We start from the raw sequence: 19568 nt of genomic DNA on the forward strand, positions 1-19568 counted from the left end.
GTGGGGGGGGGGGGGGGGGGGGGGTGGGGGGGGGGGGGGGCGGCGGGATCTTTTCATCGCCCTTTCTCGCTTTTTGCCGCGCCGCAAAAAATCCTCTGCTGGATGGATCAACCGCGGCCCCGAATGCGTTCCTCCCCCCGAACCACCCCTTCTCTGGCGCGCCCATGCTAATCACAGACACAGACACCCTCTCCCCGGAAGACGCGGCCCTGATCGAACGCGAGGCCGGAAGCGTGATGCGGACGCTTTACGGGCCAGTTGTCCACGAACCGTTGCCGGATCACCTCGCCGTGCTGCTTGAACAGCTAGCGGTGCAGGAGGGGCGCGGCGGCGGCGATGGCAGGGGCGGGCCATCGTGAGGAATCTCGGTTGCAACGCCGAGCTGGTCCACGAGTTGCTGACACTAGCGGAAGTCTATGCCCAGCGTTGCAGCGTATACGCTACGCTCAATTCCATAAAAAAAACAGCCCCGATTGGGGCTGTTAAGTTTTTGCTGTCTTGCAACGCTGCGCAAAAGGAAAGCACAGCGCGAGCACAAAAGCCCTTGCCTGCCTGATTGGTAAAGCGTGGCGGTGCGGATGAACAGAAACTTTGCCGGGAAGTGGCAAAAGCGCCACATCCCCGCCCCGCGACGCTGCGCCCGCGATCCGCGACAAGGGGCGGGAGTCGATCGATGCTTGTTGAGGGACTCGCCTGGCCGGAAAATGCCCGTAGAATAAGATCAGGATAGGTGCCGGTTTGCAGAGAGAAGGTAAGAGTCCGAGCGAGGCACAGGGCAAGCCACTCAGCAGTAAAGCTGCCGCTTTTCTCTTACCTTTGCTCTTACTTCGGCTGAAAACCGGACTTGTGGCTTTTATCTAAGCTGTTGATTTAACTGGCGGTCCCGACAGGATTCGAACCTGTGACCTTCGGTTTAGGAAACCGCTGCTCTATCCTGCTGAGCTACGGGACCCGCGACTCAACATCTACCACAGCGGCCTCGTTTGGGAAGTTTCGATTGCAGGACCGCCGCCATGTTCGAATCCGCCTCCCTGCCGCATGTGATGACCAAGGCCGAATTCCTCGCGGTGGAGGCGCCGTTGCGCGAGCGCCTGCTCGACGCGCAATTCGAGGTCGCGGAACGCAGGCGCGCCGCCGTGCTGGTGCTCATCAACGGCTCCGACGGTGCCGGCAAGGGCGAGGTCGTCAATCGCCTCTATGACTGGCTCGACGACCATTTCGTCGAGACTCTCTCCTATGGCCGCCCCACCGACGAGGAGCGCGCGCGGCCGGGCGCCTGGCGCTACTGGCGCGACATGCCCGCCAAGGGGCGCATCGGCCTCGTGCTCGGCTCCTGGCATCATCGCGCGCTGCGCAACCGCGCGCTCGGGCGGCTCAGCCGCGCCGCCTATGACGACGTGCTCGAGAACATGATCCGCGCAGAGGAGATGCTGCGCAACGAGGGCGTGCATCTGCTCAAGATCTGGCTGCACATGGACGAGCGCGAGGCGCGCCGCCGGCTGAAGAAGCTGCGCGAGGCCAATGGCGCCCTGCGCCGCCCCGCGGTGATCGAGTGGGACGAATTCGACAGCGCCAAGGAGCGCGCGCGACTCGCCGACGCGGCGATGGAAATGGTCGAGCGCACATCGACGGGCGACGCGCCCTGGGCGGTCGTCCCCGCCGCCGACCCGCATTATCGTGACGCCGCCGTTGGCGATCTCCTGTTGCAAACGCTTGCGCGCGCCGCCGCCGAGGCGCCCCCCTCCCGCCGCACGCTCGCCGTCGCCGAGCCAAGGAGCAGCCTGCCGCGGCCGAGCCTCGCCTCCGCGCTCGATCTCTCCCGGACGGCCGACCGGGAGACCTACTCCACGCAACTCGCCAATCTGCAGCGGCGGCTCACCGAAGCGACCACCTCGAAAGCTTTCCGCGACAGGGGCCTCGTGCTGGCCTTCGAAGGCAATGACGCGGCCGGGAAAGGGGGCGCCATCCGCCGGGTGCGCGAGGCGCTCGATCCGCGCCGCTTCCGCGTCCATGGCGTCGCGGCGCCCACCGACGAGGAGCGCGCGCGCCCCTATCTGTGGCGCTTCTGGCGCAATATTCCCCGGCGCGGCGACGTCGCCATCTTCGACCGGAGCTGGTACGGCCGCGTGCTCGTCGAGCGCGTCGAGGGCTTTGCGGCGCCGGAAGATTGGATGCGCGCCTATCAGGAAATCAACGATTTCGAGCGCGAACTGCAAGACAACGGCTATGTCGTCTTGAAATTCTGGCTCGCGATTTCGCCGGACGAACAGCTCAAACGCTTCGAGGACCGAGAGGCGAAGCCCTTCAAGCGCTACAAGCTCACCCCCGACGACTGGCGCAACCGCGAGAAGTGGGAGATCTACGAGACCGCGATGACGGAGATGATCGACCGCACCAGCTCGCGCCACGCGCCCTGGACCATCGTCGAGGCCAATGACAAGAAATTCGCCCGGCTGAAAGTCCTCGACGCCATCGTCGAGCGACTGACCAATAGCCACGCATAAGCTTCGCACAAGAGGTTACGCATAGGCTGTGCAATGCGTCACCTGACGCCCCTCCCGTTAGAGGAGGAGAGAGCATTGCGAGGAAAACATGCCGGCGAAAGATTCACTGAGGCTTCTGCTCTGCGCCGATTGCGAATTTCTGGCCGCCGCGGGTCCAGCGGTTCTCCGTCTCAAGCTTCTCGAAGCGACGCATCTCGCGCAAAGCCGACGCCTGCCGGAGGAGGTGCGCCAGGCCGCGCGGCAGGCCGCCGAGTCATTGCGCGAGCTCATTCGCGAACGCCCCTGCGTCTCCCTGATCGACCATCAGGCCAAGCAGGCGGTGACGCAGACATGCTGCAACGTCGAGGCTCCGGCCTGCGCCGCCAGCCAGGCCGGCCACGCATAAGCGCTGCGGATTTCCCGTTCAGCCTCCACGCTCCGAAAGTCTTTTCTCCCATTGGAGCGCCTGCCGGACAATCTCGTCCAGATCATCGTGCTCGGGTTTCCACCCCAGAATGGCGCGCGCGCGATCGTTCGCGGCGACGATCGCCGCCGGATCGCCCGGACGGCGCGGCGCATAATCGACCTTGAAATCCACGCCTGACACGCGCTTCACCGCCTCGATCACCTCGAGCACGGAGAAGCCATGCGCATATCCGCAATTGGCCACGAGGCTCTCGCCGCCGCCGCGCAGATAGCGCAGCGCGTCGAGATGCGCGCGGGCGAGATCCGTCACCTGAATATAATCCCTGACGCAGGTGCCGTCAGGCGTGGGATAATCCGTGCCGAAGACCTGCAAGCGATCACGCTTGCCCAGCGCCGCCTGCGCCGCGACCTTGATGAGATGGGTGGCCTGGGGCGTCGACTGGCCCGAGCGGCCTTTGGGATCGGCGCCCGCCACATTGAAATAGCGCAACGCCACATAGGCGAAATCATAGGCGCGGGCCGCGTCCTCCAGCATCCATTCCACCATCAGCTTGGACCGGCCGTAGGGCGAAACGGGTTTGAGCGTCGCGTCTTCGGTCACCGGCAACTGATCGGGGTCGCCGTAGACCGCCGCCGTCGACGAGAAGATGAAATGTCTGACCCGGCTCGCCGTCGCCGTGGCGATCAGATTGCGCGCCTTCGAGGTGTTGTTGAGATAATAGCCGAGCGGATCGGAGACCGACTCGGGAACCACGATCTTCGCGGCGAAATGGATGATGGCGTCAATGTCGTGGCGGGCGATGACGTCGGCGATCAGCGCCTCGTCGCCGTCGTCGCCGACGAACAGCGGCACGCCCTCGGGCACGGCCCAGCGAAAGCCGGTCGACAGATCGTCTAGAACGACAGGCGTCTCGCCCGCGTCGAGAAGCTCCAGAACCGTATGGCTGCCGATGTAGCCGGCGCCGCCGGTGACCAATACCGCCATTTTCGACTTTCCCTCTCTGCTCACGTCAAATTAACGCCGCAACCGTCAAATTTACGTCTAGTTGAGCGTGAGAGACCTCACGCGGGATTAGGCGTTTTCCAAAAAGACTCGAACTCACTCGAAACGGACACTCATGACCAAGCGCATTCGCAAGGCTGTCTTCCCCGTCGCCGGACTCGGCACGCGATTCCTACCGGCGACCAAGGCGGTGCCAAAGGAGATGCTGACGGTCGTGGACCGCCCGGTCGTCCAGCACGTAGTCGACGAAGCCCGCGAGGCCGGCATCGAGCATTTCGTCTTCGTCACCGGACGCGGCAAGGGGGTCATCGAAGATCATTTCGACATGGCCTACGAGCTGGAGGATACGCTCAAGCGCCGCAACAAGACCAAGGAATATGAAGCCCTGATGTCGGACCTGCCGCCGGCGGGCGCGACCAGCTTCACCCGCCAGCAGGCGCCGCTCGGCCTCGGTCACGCCGTCTGGTGCGCGCGTGAGATCATCGGCGACGAACCTTTCGCCGTGCTGCTGCCGGACATGATCACCCTGCCCGCCGCCGGCAAGACCGCGCGCTGCCTGGCGCAGGCGGTGGAGGCCTATGAACGGCACGGCGGCAACATCATCGCCGTCGAAGAGGTGAAGCCCGAGGAGACGCATCAATACGGCATTGTCGCCAGGGGCAAGGATTACGGCTCGACCTTCGAGATCACCGGCATGGTCGAGAAGCCGCCGCAGGGCACGGCCCCGAGCAATTTCATCATCTCCGGCCGCTATATTCTGGAGCCGGAAATCTTCGCGCTGCTCGAAAAGGGCGAGAAGGGCGCGGGCGGCGAAATCCAGCTCACCGACGCCATGATCCATCTGGCGAAGGAGCGCCCCTTCCACGCCGTGCGCTTCGACGGACGCACCTATGACACGGGCTCGAAGCTCGGCTTCCTCGCCGCCAATGTCGCCTTCGGCCTCGCCCGGCCGGATGTGGCCGACGGGCTGCGCGCCGAGCTGGCCAAGCTTCTCGGCTGAGCCGGGAGCGGCTCATCGCCCCGCGCGCGGAAAGCGCCGGGCGATGAGCTAACGCATCAGAACGACCTGCGCGACAAGCGCTCCGAACTGCGCCTGCCATAAGACGAAAATGGCGCAGGGCGCGGTCTCCTCGCCGCAGCCGAAGGCGTCGTGCAGCGGGCCGTCCGCCAGCCAGCCAGCCGGCGCTCCAAGCGGAAAGGTCAGGATCGCCATGGCGCGACGAACGACGCGCCCAAGGCCGCGGAGCCGGTCGCCGACGTCATAGTCGTCATAAGCATTGACATAGATCGCCAGCAGCGCGAGCGCCCCGGCGATGGCGAGAATGGCGTAGGCGAGCCAGATCTTGCGGGCCCGATCGCCCGCGCTGGAGGCGGTTGGCGCGCCTTCGCTCACCCCCTCTTGGGGCGGATGCGGATGATCACGTCGCAGCCCACGATTTCCATCCCCTCGGGCGGGGCCGGAAGCCGGGCGAATTCGACCGAGCCGTCGGCGACGTCGAACATGCGGCCGGTGGCTTCGTCCATGAAGTGATGATGCGGAGAGGTGCGGGTGTGGAAATAGGTGCGCGGCCCCTGGACCGCGATCTCGCGCAAAAGGCCCGCCTCGGCGAACTGGTTGAGCGTGTTGTAGACGGTGGAGAGCGACATCGTCAGCCCCGCCTCGCGGGCCTCGGCATGCAGCGCCTCGGCGCTGACATGGCGGTCGCCCTTGCCGAACAGCAGCTTGCTGAGCGCGAGGCGCTGAACCGTGGGCCGCAGGCCGGCGTTGCGCAGCCGCGTCTTGGGGTCCACGGGAACGCCGGTCGGCTGCTCGCGCAGACGGCGCGAATTGTCGAAGCTCCTGGCAACTGGCTGATGCGTCATGGAAGGACCGACAGCGAGCTCTCTCGCCCCTTTTGAAACTTTATCCTTACCAGTAGACGGCAGCGGGGCGGCCCTGTCAAATGCCGCAGGATGTAAGATTTCCAAACAAGCAGGCGCCGGTAAGACCATGACGCAAAAGGATTCCCCTACGCTCGCCCCGGACCGGCGCATGGCCCTCGCCGGGCTCGCCGCCGCCCTCTTCGCCATCGTCGCGCCGGCGCGGGCGGCGGAATTCGCCGAATTCATCGAAGGACTCTGGCCCGCGGCGGAGGCGGCGGGGGTTTCGCGCGCCACATTCGACTCCGCGGTGGCGGGCCTCGCCCCGGAGCCCGGCGTCGTCGCCAAACCGAAAACGCAGGCGGAGTTCACCATCTCCATTCCGGCCTATCTTGCCGGGACAGTGACAAATAGCCGCGTCGCGCGCGGCCGCTCCGTCGCGGCGGAGCTTGCCGGCCCCTTGCGCCGGGCGACCGCCCGCCATGGCGCGCCAGGCGAAATCATCGTGGCCATTCTGGGCGTCGAGAGCAACTTCGGCTCCGCCACGGGCGGCGCCGACGCGCTCAGGGTGCTCGCCACCCTGGCCTGGAAGGGCCATCGCGCGGAGACCTTCAAGCAGGAGTTCGTCGACGCGCTCATCATGCTCGAAAAGGGCTATGCGACGCGCGGCCAGTTGCGCGGCTCCTGGGCGGGCGCGATGGGCCAGCCGCAGTTCATGCCCTCCGCCTATCTCAAATTCGCGGAAAGCGACGAGGGAGACGGGGTGCCGGACATCTGGCGCTCCCACGCCGACGCCGTCGCGAGCATCGCCAATTTCCTGGCCAAATCCGGCTGGGTCGCGGGCCTGCCGGCGCTCGTGGAGGTGACGCTGCCGGACGGCTTCGACTACGCCGCTTTCGACCTCGACTTCCCCCGCTGGAGGTCGCTCGGCGTCGCCCGCGCGGATGGCGGGGCGCTGCCCGGGGCGGGGGCGGCGAGCCTCTATCTGCCGGCCGGCGCCGGCGGCCCGGCCTTTCTCATCTCCGACAATTTCGAGGTCATCCGGCAGTACAACACCTCGGACGCCTACGCCATGTCGGTGGCCGTGCTGGCCGAGCGCATCGCCGGGCGCGACATCCCCCTCGCGCCCTGGCCGCATGTCGCGCCGCTGTCGACGGCGGAGGTGAAGGCCATGCAGCAGGCGCTGACCGGCAAAGGCTATTATCAGGGACCGCTGGACGGAAAGCTCGGCCGGACCAGCCGCAACGCCATCCACGCCTTTCAGCTCGCGGCAGGGATGCAGCCGGCGGATGGCTTCGCGACGAAAGAGGTGCTGCGCCGGCTGAATGGACGGTGAGCGGGGAAACCGTCTAAAAGGGAAAATCGTCCTTCTGCGCGGGCTTCTGCATGTCCGCGCCGAGCAGCTCCAGCCGCTGCGCCGCATCCTCGACGACGCGGATGGCCTTCGCCTCCATCTCGGCCGCCGCCCGCCTCGCCTGCTCGAGCTCGGCGCGCAGGGTCGCGAGTTCGGCGGTCATGCTCTCTGCCTTTCCGCGGGCGTCCTCGGCTTCGTCGGCGATCGAAAGCGCCGCCATCACCACGATCCGCTGCTCGCCGATGTCCTTGAAACTGTCGCGCATCGACAGGATCTTGCCCTCCACATAGCGAGCGAGCTGTTCGAGACGGGGCTCCTGGCCATCGTCGCAGGAGAGGCGATAGGTGCGCCCGGCGATGGTCACGATCACGGCGGCCATCGGCTACTCCCCCTCTGCGCAATCGGCGGCGGATTCGAGCGCCGCCATGACGCCGGCCTCCGCGGCGTCGAGGCGCCGCAGCACTTCCTCGCGCGTCTTCTCCAGCGCGCTGACGCGGGCCTGCGCGTCGTCGAGTTCGAGCGCGAGTCGCGCCCGGTCGTCCTGCATGATGGCGACCTCCTCTTCCAGTTCGCCGCTGGACAGATCGTCCTCGAGCCGGACGGCGACCGCGCTTTCGAGGCGCTCGAGCGCGGCGGTCAGGCGCGCGAGCGCCGCGTCGAGCTTCCCGGCAGGGTTTTCAGCATCGGATCGGGTCATCGCCGGACTGCGCCCTATGTCTCGCGGCGGGAGGAGCTGCGGCGGGCGTGACGCCGATTCGCCGCGGATCTTGGTAGCATGAATTGCGCCTCTCCGAAGCCGCTCCCCGGACGCCGCCGCGAAACTCTCGCCCGGCCCCCGTTGGCGCGGCCCCGCGCGCGGGGCGCCGACGCGTTGACAGGGGGGCGCGAGGTGCTATCACACGCTCGCCTCGACATCCAGCCAGGCCCGGCGCGCGGCGCGCAGACGCAGCAGGGCGAAAGCCGCCCGATTCTCTGAAAAGGGGCGGCGACAAGGAGATTTTCCATATGACCGTCAGAGTGGCCATCAACGGCTTCGGGCGTATCGGCCGCAACGTCCTCCGCTTCATCATCGAATCCGGCCGCACCGACCTCGAGGTCGTCGCCATCAATGACCTCGGCCCGGTCGAGACCAACGCCCATTTGCTGCGCTATGATTCGGTCCATGGCCGCTTCCCGCACCAGGTGAAGGTCGACGGAGACACGATCGACGTGGGCCGCGGCCCGATCAAGGTCACCGCCATCAAGAACCCGGCCGAGCTGCCCTACAAGGCGCTGGGCGTCGACGTGGCGATGGAGTGCACCGGCCTCTTCACCGCGCGCGACAAGGCGAAGCTGCTGCTCGACGCCGGCGCGAAGCGCGTGCTCGTCTCGGCTCCCGGCGAGGGCGCCGATCTGACGGTCGTCTATGGCGTCAACCACGACAAGCTGACGAAGGACCATCTGGTCGTCTCCAACGCCTCCTGCACGACCAACTGCCTCGCGCCGGTCGCGAAGGTCCTCAACGACGCCATCGGCATCGAGAAGGGGATCATGACGACGATCCACTCCTATACGGGCGACCAGCCGACGCTGGACACGTTCCACAAGGACCTCTACCGCGCCCGCGCCGCGGCGCTCTCGATGATCCCGACCTCGACCGGCTCCGCCAAGGCCGTCGGCCTCGTGCTGCCGGAGCTCAACGGCAAGCTCGACGGCTACGCCATCCGCGTGCCGACGCCCAACGTCTCGGCCGTGGATCTGAAGTTCATCGCCAGGCGCCCGACCACCAAGGAAGAGATCCACGCCGCCATCAAGGCCGCCGCCGACGGCCCGATGAAGGGCGTGCTGGCCTATACGTCGGAGAAGCTCGTCTCCATCGACTTCAACCACTGCCCGGCCTCGTCGACCTTCCATCTCGACCAGACGAAAGTCATGGACGGCAATCTCGTGTCGATCCTCTCCTGGTACGACAATGAATGGGGCTTCTCGGGCCGCATGACCGACACGGCGGCGCTGATCGGCTCGCTGATCTGACGCTTCGCCTCTGATGACGCGGCGCGGACCCGACGGGTCCGCGTCCTGTTTTTTTGGAAAGAATTGGAGACGCGCATGACCTCCTTTCGCACCCTCGACGACGTGGACGTCAAAGGCAAACGCGTGTTGCTGCGCGTCGACCTCAATGTGCCGATGGAGGAAGGCCGCGTCACCGACGCCACCCGCATCGAGCGCATCCTGCCGACGATCAATGAACTCGCCTCCAAGGGGGCGAAGGTGATTTTGCTCTCCCACTTCGGCCGGCCCAAGGGCCAGCGCGTGGACGAAGAGTCGCTGCGCCACGTGCTGCCGGCGCTCGAACATCATCTCAAGCGCAAGGTCGCCTTCGCCGATGACTGCGTCGGCGACGCCGCCGCCGCCGTGATCGACGCGATGCGGGACGGCGACGTGGCGCTCCTCGAAAACACCCGTTTCCACAAGGGCGAGGAAAAGAACGACCCGAGCTTCATCGACGAGGTCGCCAGGAACGGCGACCTTTTCGTCAATGACGCCTTTTCGGCCGCGCATCGCGCCCACGCCACCACAACCGGCCTCGCCGCGAAACTCCCGGCCATCGCCGGCCGCACCATGCAGGCGGAGCTCGAAGCGCTCGAATCCGGGCTGACCAGTCCGGCGCGCCCGGTGATGGCGATCGTGGGCGGCGCCAAGGTCTCCACCAAGCTGGAGCTGCTCGGCAATCTGGTCGCGAAGGTGGATTACCTCGTCATCGGCGGGGGCATGGCCAACACCTTCCTCGCCGCGCAGGGCAAGGCGGTCGGCAAGTCGCTCTGCGAGCATGATCTCGCCGGCACGGCCCGCGACATTCTCGAAAAGGCGAAGGCGGCCAATTGCACGGTCGTCCTGCCGATCGACGCGACGGTCGCGCAGAAATTCGAGGCGCATGCGCCCTCGCACATCGTTTCAGTCGACCATGTCGGCGCCGAGGACATGATTCTGGACGTGGGGCCGAAGACGGTCGCCCATGTCGAGTCGCTTCTGGCCAAATGCAAGACGCTGGTCTGGAACGGCCCCTTCGGCGCCTTCGAACTGCCGCCCTTCGACGAAGGCACCAACGCCGTCGCCCAGACCGCAGCGCGGCTCACCGTCGAAGGCAAGCTGCTCTCCGTCGCCGGCGGCGGCGACACCGTGGCCGCGCTCAATCAGGCCCATGCGGGACAGGAATTCTCCTATGTCTCGACCGCTGGCGGCGCGTTTCTGGAGTGGCTCGAAGGCAAGGCGCTGCCCGGCGTCGCGGCGCTCCAGGGCTGAGGTGGCCCCCGGCGTCCCCGGCGCGGCCATTTGTGCGCTGCGCCGAAAGGCGCCGTTGACGCGACCGGGGACGGCGCGCTACCAGAACCGTCGGTAAACAGAGCGTTAAAAGGCGTCGCAAGAATGCCGAGAGAGAGTCGCGCGAAATTCGGGATCGGCCAGGTGGTCAAGCACCGGCGCTACCCCTTCCGGGGCGTCATTTACGACGTCGATCCGGTGTTCGCCAACACCGAGGAATGGTGGCTCTCGATTCCGGAGGAGCTGCGCCCGCGCAAGGACCAGCCCTTCTACCACCTGTTCGCCGAAAACGCCGAAACCGAATATGTGGCCTATGTGTCGGAGCAGAACCTCATGCCCGACACCTCCGGCGATCCCGTCCGCCATCCGCAGGTCGAGGAGACCTTCGAACGCGATGAGGACGGCTGCTACAGGATCCGCGCGCCCAAGCGCCACTGACCGACGCGGCCAGCGCCTCCCGCCATCGCACGCCCGAAGCCCTCGCGGGACGGCTGGCCGTCCTTGTCTCAAAGCCGCAACGAAAAACGCCCGCGTTGCGCACGCGGGCGTTTTCCTTTGATCTTCGGGCCGCCTTACTTCTTGTCGGCGGGGGCGGCGCCCTTGGCCTCGAGCTTCTTGCGCTCTTCCTCGGCCTTCTTCTGCAGCTCGTCCTGAAGCTTCTTCTGCTGCTCCTCGAGCACCTTCGGGTCGATCGCCGGACCGTCGAAGGCCTTGCCGAAATTCGTCAGCGGCAGATAGAAGGTCACCTCGGCGTTGGCCTGGTTCTTGACCACGACCATCATCTTCTCGGCCTTCTTCATGCCGTCGATGACGGCCTTCTTGACCTTGGCCTCGGCGAAGCAGCCGTTCGGGAAGCAGATTTCAAAAGCCCCGGTCTCGACCGCGCCCTTGTCGATCGAAAAGCGGAAGCCCGGCTTCAGCATGAGTCCCGGCGGCAGCAGCAGGCGGATGATCTTGGTGTCGTCGGCCTTGGGATCGTAAACCGCGAGGGCGAGCAGCGGCTGCGGGGCGTCGCCTTCCTTGGCGGCGGCGCCGAAGTCGCGCGTGGTGTAGCAGATTTCCTTCTTGGTCGCCGGGTCCGAGCCGCAGACCTTGGTCCAGTCGGGCTGCACCGGCTGCAGATTGGCGGTGATCGGGCCGGCCGGCTGCTGCTGCTGGGCGGGCGCGCCGCCGGCGGCCGGGGCCTGCTGGGCCTGCGCCGTGGCGCCGGCGAGCAGGAGAGCTCCCGCCAGCGCGACCGCGGCGGACCGCGGGAAGAGGATCGACATTCGGAAGTCCCTTTCGCTTGTCTGCTTCGCCGGCGCCTCTCCGGCTCATGCAAAGAGTTATTCTTGTCGCGTGGTCACGGGGGCCGCCGCACGCGGGTAACGCTGAAAACTGCGCCGTGAAACCCTTGCCTCCGACCCGGATCGACCGCAGCGGGCGAGCCGCGCCGAGTCGACGGCAAAGCTCTTTACCGTGTCGCCGCGTCAATTTCCAGCCGGGTCTGGGGGCGCGTGCGTCTCCGGACCGGCGGCCTTCTGTAAAATTTGCAAAATGCGGCGGAATGAAGCCCGCAGACGACTTCAAGCCGCCATCTGATCGGCTATGGTTGGGGTCATGATCCGTCTCGCGATTCGCGCCGGCGCCGGGGCAAAAGGTCTCATCCCCCGCGCGCTCCTCGCCGCGCTGCTCCTCCCGGCGATCGCGGCCGCGCGCGTTCCCGCCGCCGCCGCCGAACCGGCCCACGGCCTCGCCGTGCATGGCGCGCCCGCGCTTCCGGCCGATTTCGATCATTTCCCCTACGCCGACCCGGCCGCAAGAAAAGGCGGGCGGCTACGCGTGGGCCTCCCCGGCACATTCGACAGTCTGAACCCCTTCAACGTGAAATCCGGCACCGCCGCGCAGGGCCTCGTCGGCAATGTCTTCCAGACGCTGATGGCGCGCTCGCAGGACGAGCCCTTCACCCTCTATCCGCTGATCGCGCAATCGGTCGAGGTCGATCCGGCGCGGACGCATGTGACCTTCCATCTCGATCCGCGCGCGCATTTTTCCGACGGCGCGCCGATCACCTCCGCCGACGTCCTGTTCTCCTTCGACCTGCTGAAGGCGAAGGGCCGCCCGCAGCAGCGCATCGCCTATGGGCTGATCAAATCCATTTCCGCGCCCGACGCCCAGACCGTGACCTATGATCTCTCCGGCGCCGGCGGCGACCGTGAACTGCCGCTCATTCTCGCCATCATGCCGGTGCTGCCGAAACACGCCGCGAACTCCCAGACCTTCGCCGACGCGACGCTCGCGAAGCCGCTCGGCTCGGGGCCTTACGTCGTGGACGTCGTGGAGCCCGGCGCGCGCGTGCTGCTGCGGCGCGACCCCAAATACTGGGGCGCGGACGTTCCGAGCCAGCGCGGCTTTTACAACTTCGACGAGATCGACATCCAGTATTTCCGCGACGGCAATTCCCTGTTCGAAGCCTTCAAGGCGGGCCTCGTCGATTATCGCGACGAGACGAGCACGACGCGCTGGTCGTCGGGCTATGATTTTCCGGCGCTGCGCGACGGACGCGTCGTGAAGGAGGCGTTGAAGAACGAGAATCCGAAGGGGCTGAGCGGTTTCGTCTTCAACACGCGCCGGCCGCTCTTCGCCGACATCCGCCTGCGCGAGGCGCTCGGCATGATGTTCGATTTCGAGTGGGTCAACGCCAATTATTATTCGGGACTTTACACGCGCACGAAAAGTTTCTTCGACGAATCGGTTCTCTCCTCCTCCGGCCGTCCCGCGAGCGAGAAGGAGCGGGCGCTGCTCGCCGCCTATCCCGCTGCGGTTCGCGCGGACATTCTCGAGGGAAAATGGCGCCCGCCGGAGAACGACGGCACGGGCCGCGACCGCGAGATGGCGAAGCGCGCGCTCGACCTTCTGGCCACGGCCGGCTGGCGCCTGGACGGCGGCAAGCTGACCAAGGACGGCGAGACCGCCTCTTTCGAGATCATGGTGAAGGACCGCGATCAGGAGCGACTCGCGCTGAGCTATGCCTCGTCGCTCGCGCGCATCGGCGTCGAGGCGCGGGTGCGTCTCGTCGACGAGGTGCAATATCAGCGGCGGCGCCAGAAATTCGATTTCGACATGATGATCGGCCAGTATGTGGCCTCGGCCTCGCCCGGCAACGAGCAGCGCATGCGCTGGGGTTCGGCCAGCGCCACGCAAGAAGCGTCCTTCAATCTCGCCGGCGCCGCCTCGCCCGCCATCGACGGCCTCATCGCCGCGCTGCTCGCCGCGCGCGGCGAGGACGATTTCATCACCGCCGTGCGCGCCTATGACCGCGTGCTGCTCTCGGGATTTTACGTCGTGCCCCTGTTTCACGCCTCCGAGCAATGGATCGCGCATTCCGCCGACGTCGAGCGCCCGCAGCGACTGCCGCGCTATGGCGCGCCGATGTTCGGGCCGACGCTCGAAAGCTGGTGGAGGAAAAACCCATGACCGCGCGCGCCGCCCTCATCGGCCAGGAAGCCCCCGCAGACTTCCATCCGCTGACGCTGTTCGGCTTCGACGCGCTCGTCGCCGGCGCCGCGCGGCACCGCCCCGGCGCGCTGATCTTCCGCGACGCGCAAGCGGAGGCTGTCGACGAGCTGACCTATGCCGACCTCTACAGCCGCGTCGGCGCCTGCGTCGCCCAGCTCCGGGAGCTGGGCCTGTCGCGTGGCGAAACGATCCTGGTCTGCGCCCCGCCGGGCGCGCAGGGCTTCGCGCTGCTGACGGCGGCGCTGGCCGAAGGGCTCGAGCCCGTGCTCGCGCCCATGCCCCTGCCGCTGGCGCGCGGGGCGATCGCGCGGGCCGCGAAGGATCTGTCGGTTTCGGCCGTCTTCGCGCCGGCGCGCTTCTGCGGCCTCGACTTCGAGGCGGCGCTGCTCGACCTCGCGGCGCAGGCGCCCTCGATCCGGCTGATGGGAACGCTCGGCGGCCAGCTCGACGGCGCCGTGGATTTTTCGGGCGCCGCCCTGTCGTCGCGCCGGGACGCGCGGCTGCGCCTCACCGACGAATGGTCGGTCGACGACTTCCCCCGCATCGGCGCGCTCGGGCCGTCCGGCGAGGTTCGCCCCGCCAGACAGGGGGAGTTGATCGGCGCGGCGCTCGATCTCGTGCGCCGCATGCGCCTCACGCGCGACACGCCGATTCTCTCGCTCTGCGCGCCGAGCGGGCCGGCGGCGCTGGTCGGCGGACCGCTCGCGGCGCTGCTCGGCGGCGCTCCGCTCCATTCGCTGGCGCCGTTCTCTTCGGCGCGCTTTCTCGCGACGCTGGACGCGCTCGGCGCCGCGCGGCTCGTCGCGCCGGCCGCCGTGCTGTCCGATCTCGCCCACGCCGGATTGCTGACCAATGGCGCGCTTGTCGGCGTGGTGGCCATCGGCGACGTCGTGGCGGCGATCCCCGAGGCCGCCTGTCCCGTGCTCTCCCTGCGCGACGACGGCGGGAGCGTGATTGTCGAAGCTGCGTCACATGCGGCCGCGCACATCGGCGCGCGCGTCGCGGCGGAATAGTCCGCGCGCCGCCGGATTGGCGGCGCCCGTTTCATCGCCCCCAGGAGGACCCCATGGGCTTTCCGCTTTTCGTGCTCGGCGCGCTGGCGCTCGGATTGCTCATCCTCGACCAAAACGCCGGCCTGGGCCTCACGGCGCTGCATAATCCGCTGTTCTGGTTCGCCTATGTCGCGCTGCTCGCGCTCGCCGGCATGGTGCGCTTCGTGCGTCAGCAGAGCGTGCTCGTCGTCGAGCGGCTCGGGCGCTACAACCGCACGCTGACGGCGGGCGTCAATTTCGTCTATCCGATCGTGGAGCGCGTCGCCTATGCGTTCGATCTGCGCGAGCAGGTCATCGACGTGCCGGCGCAGGACGCGATCACCAAGGACAACGCCACCGTCACCATCGACGGCATTCTCTATTACAAGATCATCAACGCCAAGGACGCCGCCTATGGCGCCGAGGACATTCAGCGCGCCATCGTCAATCTGGCGCAGACCTCCATGCGCTCGGCGATCGGCTCGATGGAGCTCGACCGCACCTTCGAGAACAGGAACGAGATCAACGAGCGGGTGGTGCGCGCCGTCTCCGACGCGGCGCAGCTCTGGGGCGCCTTCGTGACGCGCTATGAGATCAAGGACATCAAGATGCCCGAGTCGCTGCGCCAGTCGATGGAGCGGCAGATGAAGGCCGAGCGCGACAAGCGCGCCGCCGTGCTGGAGTCGGAAGGCGTCAAGCAGTCCGAGATCAACCGCGCCGAGGGCGAGAAACAGGCGGCGATCCTGCGCGCCGAAGGCCAGGCGAAAGCCATCGAACTCGTGCGCCAGCAGATCACCCAGATCGGCGGCGATCAGGCGGTGCAGCTCGAAGTCGCGAAATCGGCGATCGAACAATATGGGCGGCTGGCCAAGACCGGCACGTCGCTGGTGCTGATGGGCGACGGCGCCGATCCCGCCGGCTGGATCGCCAAGGCCATGGCGGTGCTCAACACCGTCAACGCCAAAGGCGGCGCGCCCGCCGCCCGCAAGCCCGCGCCCTGGGGCGAGCCGGAACAGGAACGCTGATGGACCCCGCCTTTTTCACCGACCCCGCCAATCTGAGCCTGATCGCCGGCCTCGCCCTGCTGGGCTTCGACATCGTCGCCTTCGGCCTGTCGCCGGTGATGTTCGTCGCGGTCGGGGCGCTTGTGACGAGCGCGGCGCTGTATCTGACCGGCGCCCGTCCGGGCCTTCTCGAAACCGCCGCGATCGCCGCCGCCGCGAGCGTCGCCGTCGCCCTCGTCGGCCGCAGCCCGCTCCAGCGCTTCCAGAGCGCCGGCGTGCAGGAAGACACCAGCAGCGACCTCATCGGCCGCGAATTGGTGACCACCCATGAGGTCACGAAGGCGCGTGGCCGCGTGCATTGGTCGGGGCTGGACTGGGAGGCGCGGCTGGCGCCGGACGCCTCCGTCGACAGCCTCGCGCCGGGCGCCCGCGCGCGGGTCGCGCGGGTGGAGAATCTGGTGCTGGTGCTGGAGCGGGTGGATTAGAGCGGCGGCCCTTTTGGCGTTGCCCGCGAATCCGATAAGAACAGTTCATGCCCGTTCGCCGCCTCGATCCCATCCTCGTTGACCGCATCGCCGCCGGCGAGGTGGTGGAGCGGCCGGCCTCGGCCGTGAAGGAGCTGGTCGAAAACGCCCTCGACGCCGGGGCCTCGCGCATCGACGTCGCGATCGAGGACGGCGGCCGCGGGCTCATTCGCGTCATCGACGACGGCTGCGGCATGGACGAGAGCGATCTGGCGCTCGCCATCGAGCGTCACGCCACCTCCAAAATCCCGGACGGCGATCTCACCCGGATCGCCACCCTCGGCTTTCGCGGCGAGGCGCTGCCCTCGATCGCCGCCGTCGCCGACCTCACCATCGACACGCGCGCCAGCAACGCGCCGCACGGCTTTTCGATCCGCGTCGAAGCCGGCGACAAACGCGGCCTCTCGGCCTCGAACTGGCCGCGCGGAACGCGCATCGAAGCGCGCGCGCTCTTCGCCGCGACCCCGGCGCGGCTGAAATTCCTCAAGAGCGAGCGCGCCGAGACGGCCGCCGTCGTCGATGTGGTGAAGCGCCTCGCCATGGCCCATCCGGAGGCGCGGTTCTCGCTTTCCGCCGACAATGGCCAGCTCTTCGATTATCCCGCCTGTGGGGCCGATTCGGCGCGGCGCATCGGGCAGGCGATCGGCGAGGAGTTTCGCGCCAACGCCTTCGAGGTGAAGGCCGAGCGCGAGGGCGTGCGGCTTTCGGGCCTCGCCAGCCTGCCGACCTACAATCGCGGCAATGCGCAACTGCAATATGTGTATGTCAACGGACGCCCTGTTCGCGACAAGCTGTTCACGGGCGCCATTCGCGCCGCCTATCTCGATTTCCTCGCCCATGACCGCCATCCGGTCGTCGCGCTCTTCGTCGACTGCGATCCCCGCATCGTCGACGTCAATGTGCATCCCGCCAAGGCGGAAGTGCGCTTCGCCGATCCGGGCCTCGTGCGCGGCCTCGTCGTCGGCGCGCTGAAACAGGCGCTGGCCGAAAAATCCCATCGCAGCGCCGACAGCAACGCCCGCGCCGCCATCGACATGCTGGCGCGCCACAATGGCCCGCGCGGGTCGTCGCTGTATCGCGCGCCGCCGCCCGCCAATTGGGACGTGACGCGCTCCCCCTTCGCGCCGGCGGGTTTCGCGGAGACGCGCCAGTTCGCCTTCCCCACCGGCGCGCCGGTCGCCGACGCCCGCGCGCATGAGACGGCGCTGGACGTTCCCGTCGACGACGCGCCGCTCGGCGCCGCGCGCGCGCAACTGCACGAAACCTACATCATCGCCCAGACCCGCGACGGGCTGGTCATCGTCGACCAGCACGCCGCGCATGAGCGGCTGGTCTATGAGAAGCTCAAGAAGCAGCGCGAGGCGGCGGGCGTCGAGCGCCAGATGCTGCTCATTCCGGTGGTCGTCGATCTCGACGCGGCGCGGATGGACGCGTTGGCGCCCGCCTTCGACGAACTCGCCGCGCTCGGCCTCGCGCTCGAACCCTTCGGCCCCGGCGCCGTGCTGGTGCGCGAGGCGCCGGCGGTTCTGGGCGAGGTGAATCACAAGAGACTCGTGGAGGACATCGCCGATCTGCTGGCGGAAGACAGCGACGCGCGCGGTCTCTCCCGCCGCCTCGATCATGTTCTGGCGACTTGCGCCTGCCATCATTCGGTGCGCGCCGGACGGCGGCTCACGGCGCCGGAGATGAACGCGCTGCTGCGCGAAATGGAGACCACGCCCGGCGCGGCGCAATGCAATCACGGCCGGCCGACCTATGTCGAGCTGAAGCTCGCGGACATTGAGAAGCTCTTCGGCCGCAAATGAACTTGAGCGCCGCGCGGGCGAGCTTATCTATGGTTGCAGTTCCGCCGTCTCACGGACGGCGCTGTCGCCAAGGAGCCGCATGTGAACAGACGCGCCCTGATGAGCGGCGCCGCCGCGCTCGCCCTGACGCCCTGGACGGCCCGCGCCGCCGCGAGCGTCGACATCGAAGCCTTTGACGCGTCCGGCAGGAGCCTCGGCGTCTCGAAGGTTGAGAAAGTCTCAAAAACCGACGCGGAATGGCGCGCGCAACTCTCCGCCCTCGCCTATGAGGTGACCCGCCGCGAGGGCACGGAGCGCGCCTTTGCCGGCCCCTATTGGGACGCTCACGACGACGGGCTGTTCCGCTGCGTCTGCTGCGACACGGCGCTCTTCGACAGCCGCGCGAAATATGATTCCGGCACGGGCTGGCCGAGCTTCTACGCGCCAATTTCGAAAGTTAATGTCGTCGAGAGCGCGGACGCGTCCTTCGGACTGCGCCGGGTCGCCGTCTCCTGCAAGCGCTGCGACGCGCATCTCGGCCATGTCTTCACCGACGGCCCGAAGCCCACCGGCCTGCGCTACTGCATGAATGGCGTGGCGCTGCGCTTCGTCGCGCGCGGCTGACGCCGATGAAGCGCCTGCTCCTCGCGCTGCTGCTGATCGCGAGCCCGCTCGCCGCGCGCGAACGCGCCGTGAGCCTGCCGCCCCCGGCCTTCGATCCGCCGCCCGCGTCGCGCGGCGAGCGACAGCTCGTCGTCGCCGGCGGCTGTTTCTGGGGCGTGCAGGGCGTCTTTCAGCATGTGAAGGGCGTCACCCGCGCGGTCTCCGGCTACGCCGGCGGCGCGGAGCGCACCGCGCATTACGACCAGGTCTCGCGCGGCGACACAGGACACGCGGAGACCGTCGAGATCACCTACGATCCCGCTGTCGTCACGCTCGGGGAGCTGCTGCGCGTCTTTTTCTCCGTCGCGCATGATCCGACGCAGATGAACCGGCAGGGGCCGGACGAGGGACCGCAATATCGCTCGGCGGTCTTCGTGACGGATCCCGAACAGGAAAAGGTCGCGCGCGCCTATCTCTCACAGCTCGCGTCGGCGCGCAGCTTCGGGGCGCCCATCGTCACCCGGCTGGAGCCGCTGGCGCGGTTCTATCCAGCCGAGCCCTACCATCAGGATTATCTGATCGCGCATCCGAGCGCCCCTTACATCGTATACAACGATCTCCCCAAGATCGAGGACCTCAGACGCGCCTTCCCGGAGCTTTGGCGCAGCGATCCCGTGCGGACGAAATAACGCCGCGCC

Annotated in this window: 21 protein-coding genes and 1 tRNA gene; 15 read left to right on the forward strand and 7 right to left on the reverse strand. The window is 67.5% G+C overall.

The annotated features are described in order from the left end of the window. The first annotated feature begins 164 nt into the window (after positions 1-164). Positions 165-359 (forward strand): NepR family anti-sigma factor, encoded by a 195-nt coding sequence (locus tag ACR652_RS20940; RefSeq protein ID WP_434508410.1) that lies wholly within the window; start codon positions 165-167, stop codon positions 357-359. A gap of 516 nt (positions 360-875) precedes the next feature. Here ACR652_RS20940 and ACR652_RS20945 read toward each other — a convergent pair. Further along, positions 876-952, reverse strand: a tRNA-Arg gene (locus tag ACR652_RS20945). Between the two features lie 61 nt (positions 953-1013). Here ACR652_RS20945 and pap point away from each other — a divergent pair. Beyond that, complete coding sequence (pap, locus tag ACR652_RS20950; protein WP_434508411.1) at positions 1014-2504, forward strand: polyphosphate:AMP phosphotransferase; 1491 nt, start codon at positions 1014-1016, stop codon at positions 2502-2504. 88 nt (positions 2505-2592) lie between these two features. Continuing rightward, positions 2593-2889: a hypothetical protein gene (locus ACR652_RS20955; protein ID WP_434508412.1), complete on the forward strand. Its 297-nt coding sequence runs from the start codon at positions 2593-2595 to the stop codon at positions 2887-2889. Between the two features lie 18 nt (positions 2890-2907). Here the strand turns inward: ACR652_RS20955 and galE are convergent, their stop codons facing one another. Then, the gene (galE, locus tag ACR652_RS20960) at positions 2908-3894 is read right to left on the reverse strand and encodes a UDP-glucose 4-epimerase GalE (protein ID WP_434508413.1); all 987 of its coding nucleotides are present in this window, start codon (positions 3892-3894) and stop codon (positions 2908-2910) included. A 133-nt stretch (positions 3895-4027) separates the two neighbouring features. On the opposite strand from galE, the gene galU reads away from it, so the two are divergent. Then, on the forward strand, positions 4028-4912 hold the full coding sequence (gene galU, locus ACR652_RS20965) for a UTP--glucose-1-phosphate uridylyltransferase GalU (RefSeq protein ID WP_434508414.1): 885 nt from the start codon (positions 4028-4030) through the stop codon (positions 4910-4912). A 48-nt stretch (positions 4913-4960) separates the two neighbouring features. Here galU and ACR652_RS20970 read toward each other — a convergent pair whose 3' ends face one another. Beyond that, positions 4961-5305, reverse strand: a complete 345-nt coding sequence (locus ACR652_RS20970; RefSeq protein ID WP_434508415.1) for a hypothetical protein — start codon at positions 5303-5305, stop codon at positions 4961-4963. Continuing rightward, on the reverse strand, positions 5302-5775 hold the full coding sequence (gene irrA / locus ACR652_RS20975; RefSeq protein WP_434508416.1) for an iron response transcriptional regulator IrrA: 474 nt from the start codon (positions 5773-5775) through the stop codon (positions 5302-5304). The genes ACR652_RS20970 and irrA overlap by 4 nt, the downstream gene beginning before the upstream one ends. A gap of 127 nt (positions 5776-5902) precedes the next feature. On the opposite strand from irrA, the gene ACR652_RS20980 reads away from it, so the two are divergent. Beyond that, a complete protein-coding gene (locus ACR652_RS20980) occupies positions 5903-7108 on the forward strand; it encodes a lytic murein transglycosylase (protein WP_434508417.1) in 1206 nt (401 codons plus the stop codon). A 13-nt stretch (positions 7109-7121) separates the two neighbouring features. Here ACR652_RS20980 and ACR652_RS20985 read toward each other — a convergent pair whose 3' ends face one another. Next, complete coding sequence (locus ACR652_RS20985; protein ID WP_434508418.1) at positions 7122-7505, reverse strand: cell division protein ZapA; 384 nt, start codon at positions 7503-7505, stop codon at positions 7122-7124. 3 nt (positions 7506-7508) lie between these two features. Then, entirely contained in the window at positions 7509-7823 is a 315-nt protein-coding gene (locus ACR652_RS20990; protein ID WP_434508419.1) for a DUF4164 family protein, read from the reverse strand. 308 nt (positions 7824-8131) lie between these two features. Between ACR652_RS20990 and gap the strand changes: the two genes are divergently transcribed. The 3 genes from gap (at position 8132) to hspQ (ending at position 10864) form a co-directional block, all read left to right on the forward strand. After that, positions 8132-9139: a type I glyceraldehyde-3-phosphate dehydrogenase gene (gene gap, locus ACR652_RS20995; protein WP_434508420.1), complete on the forward strand. Its 1008-nt coding sequence runs from the start codon at positions 8132-8134 to the stop codon at positions 9137-9139. Between the two features lie 75 nt (positions 9140-9214). Next, positions 9215-10408, forward strand: a complete 1194-nt coding sequence (locus ACR652_RS21000) for a phosphoglycerate kinase (RefSeq protein WP_434508421.1) — start codon at positions 9215-9217, stop codon at positions 10406-10408. Between the two features lie 123 nt (positions 10409-10531). Continuing rightward, entirely contained in the window at positions 10532-10864 is a 333-nt protein-coding gene (gene hspQ, locus ACR652_RS21005) for a heat shock protein HspQ (RefSeq protein ID WP_434508422.1), read from the forward strand. A 134-nt stretch (positions 10865-10998) separates the two neighbouring features. On the opposite strand, the gene ACR652_RS21010 is transcribed toward hspQ, so the two are convergent. After that, positions 10999-11694, reverse strand: a complete 696-nt coding sequence (locus ACR652_RS21010) for an invasion associated locus B family protein (protein WP_434508423.1) — start codon at positions 11692-11694, stop codon at positions 10999-11001. Between the two features lie 331 nt (positions 11695-12025). On the opposite strand from ACR652_RS21010, the gene ACR652_RS21015 reads away from it, so the two are divergent. The 7 genes from ACR652_RS21015 (at position 12026) to msrA (ending at position 19559) form a co-directional block, all read left to right on the forward strand. Further along, entirely contained in the window at positions 12026-13882 is a 1857-nt protein-coding gene (locus ACR652_RS21015; protein ID WP_434508424.1) for an extracellular solute-binding protein, read from the forward strand. Then, on the forward strand, positions 13879-14937 hold the full coding sequence (locus ACR652_RS21020; protein ID WP_434508425.1) for an AMP-binding protein: 1059 nt from the start codon (positions 13879-13881) through the stop codon (positions 14935-14937). Before ACR652_RS21015 ends, ACR652_RS21020 begins: the two co-directional genes overlap by 4 nt. Before the next feature lie 53 nt (positions 14938-14990). Continuing rightward, positions 14991-15980, forward strand: coding sequence for an SPFH domain-containing protein (locus ACR652_RS21025; RefSeq protein WP_434508426.1), 990 nt, complete (start codon positions 14991-14993; stop codon positions 15978-15980). After that, entirely contained in the window at positions 15980-16444 is a 465-nt protein-coding gene (locus ACR652_RS21030; RefSeq protein ID WP_434508427.1) for an NfeD family protein, read from the forward strand. Before ACR652_RS21025 ends, ACR652_RS21030 begins: the two co-directional genes overlap by 1 nt. A gap of 47 nt (positions 16445-16491) precedes the next feature. After that, complete coding sequence (mutL, locus tag ACR652_RS21035) at positions 16492-18288, forward strand: DNA mismatch repair endonuclease MutL (RefSeq protein ID WP_434508428.1); 1797 nt, start codon at positions 16492-16494, stop codon at positions 18286-18288. A gap of 81 nt (positions 18289-18369) precedes the next feature. Then, on the forward strand, positions 18370-18891 hold the full coding sequence (msrB, locus tag ACR652_RS21040) for a peptide-methionine (R)-S-oxide reductase MsrB (RefSeq protein ID WP_434508429.1): 522 nt from the start codon (positions 18370-18372) through the stop codon (positions 18889-18891). A 5-nt stretch (positions 18892-18896) separates the two neighbouring features. Continuing rightward, a complete protein-coding gene (gene msrA, locus ACR652_RS21045; RefSeq protein WP_434508430.1) occupies positions 18897-19559 on the forward strand; it encodes a peptide-methionine (S)-S-oxide reductase MsrA in 663 nt (220 codons plus the stop codon). The last annotated feature ends 9 nt before the right edge of the window (positions 19560-19568 follow it).

The sequence above is a fragment of the Methylocystis sp. genome, assembly GCF_051061225.1.
Taxonomy (GTDB): domain Bacteria; phylum Pseudomonadota; class Alphaproteobacteria; order Rhizobiales; family Beijerinckiaceae; genus Methylocystis.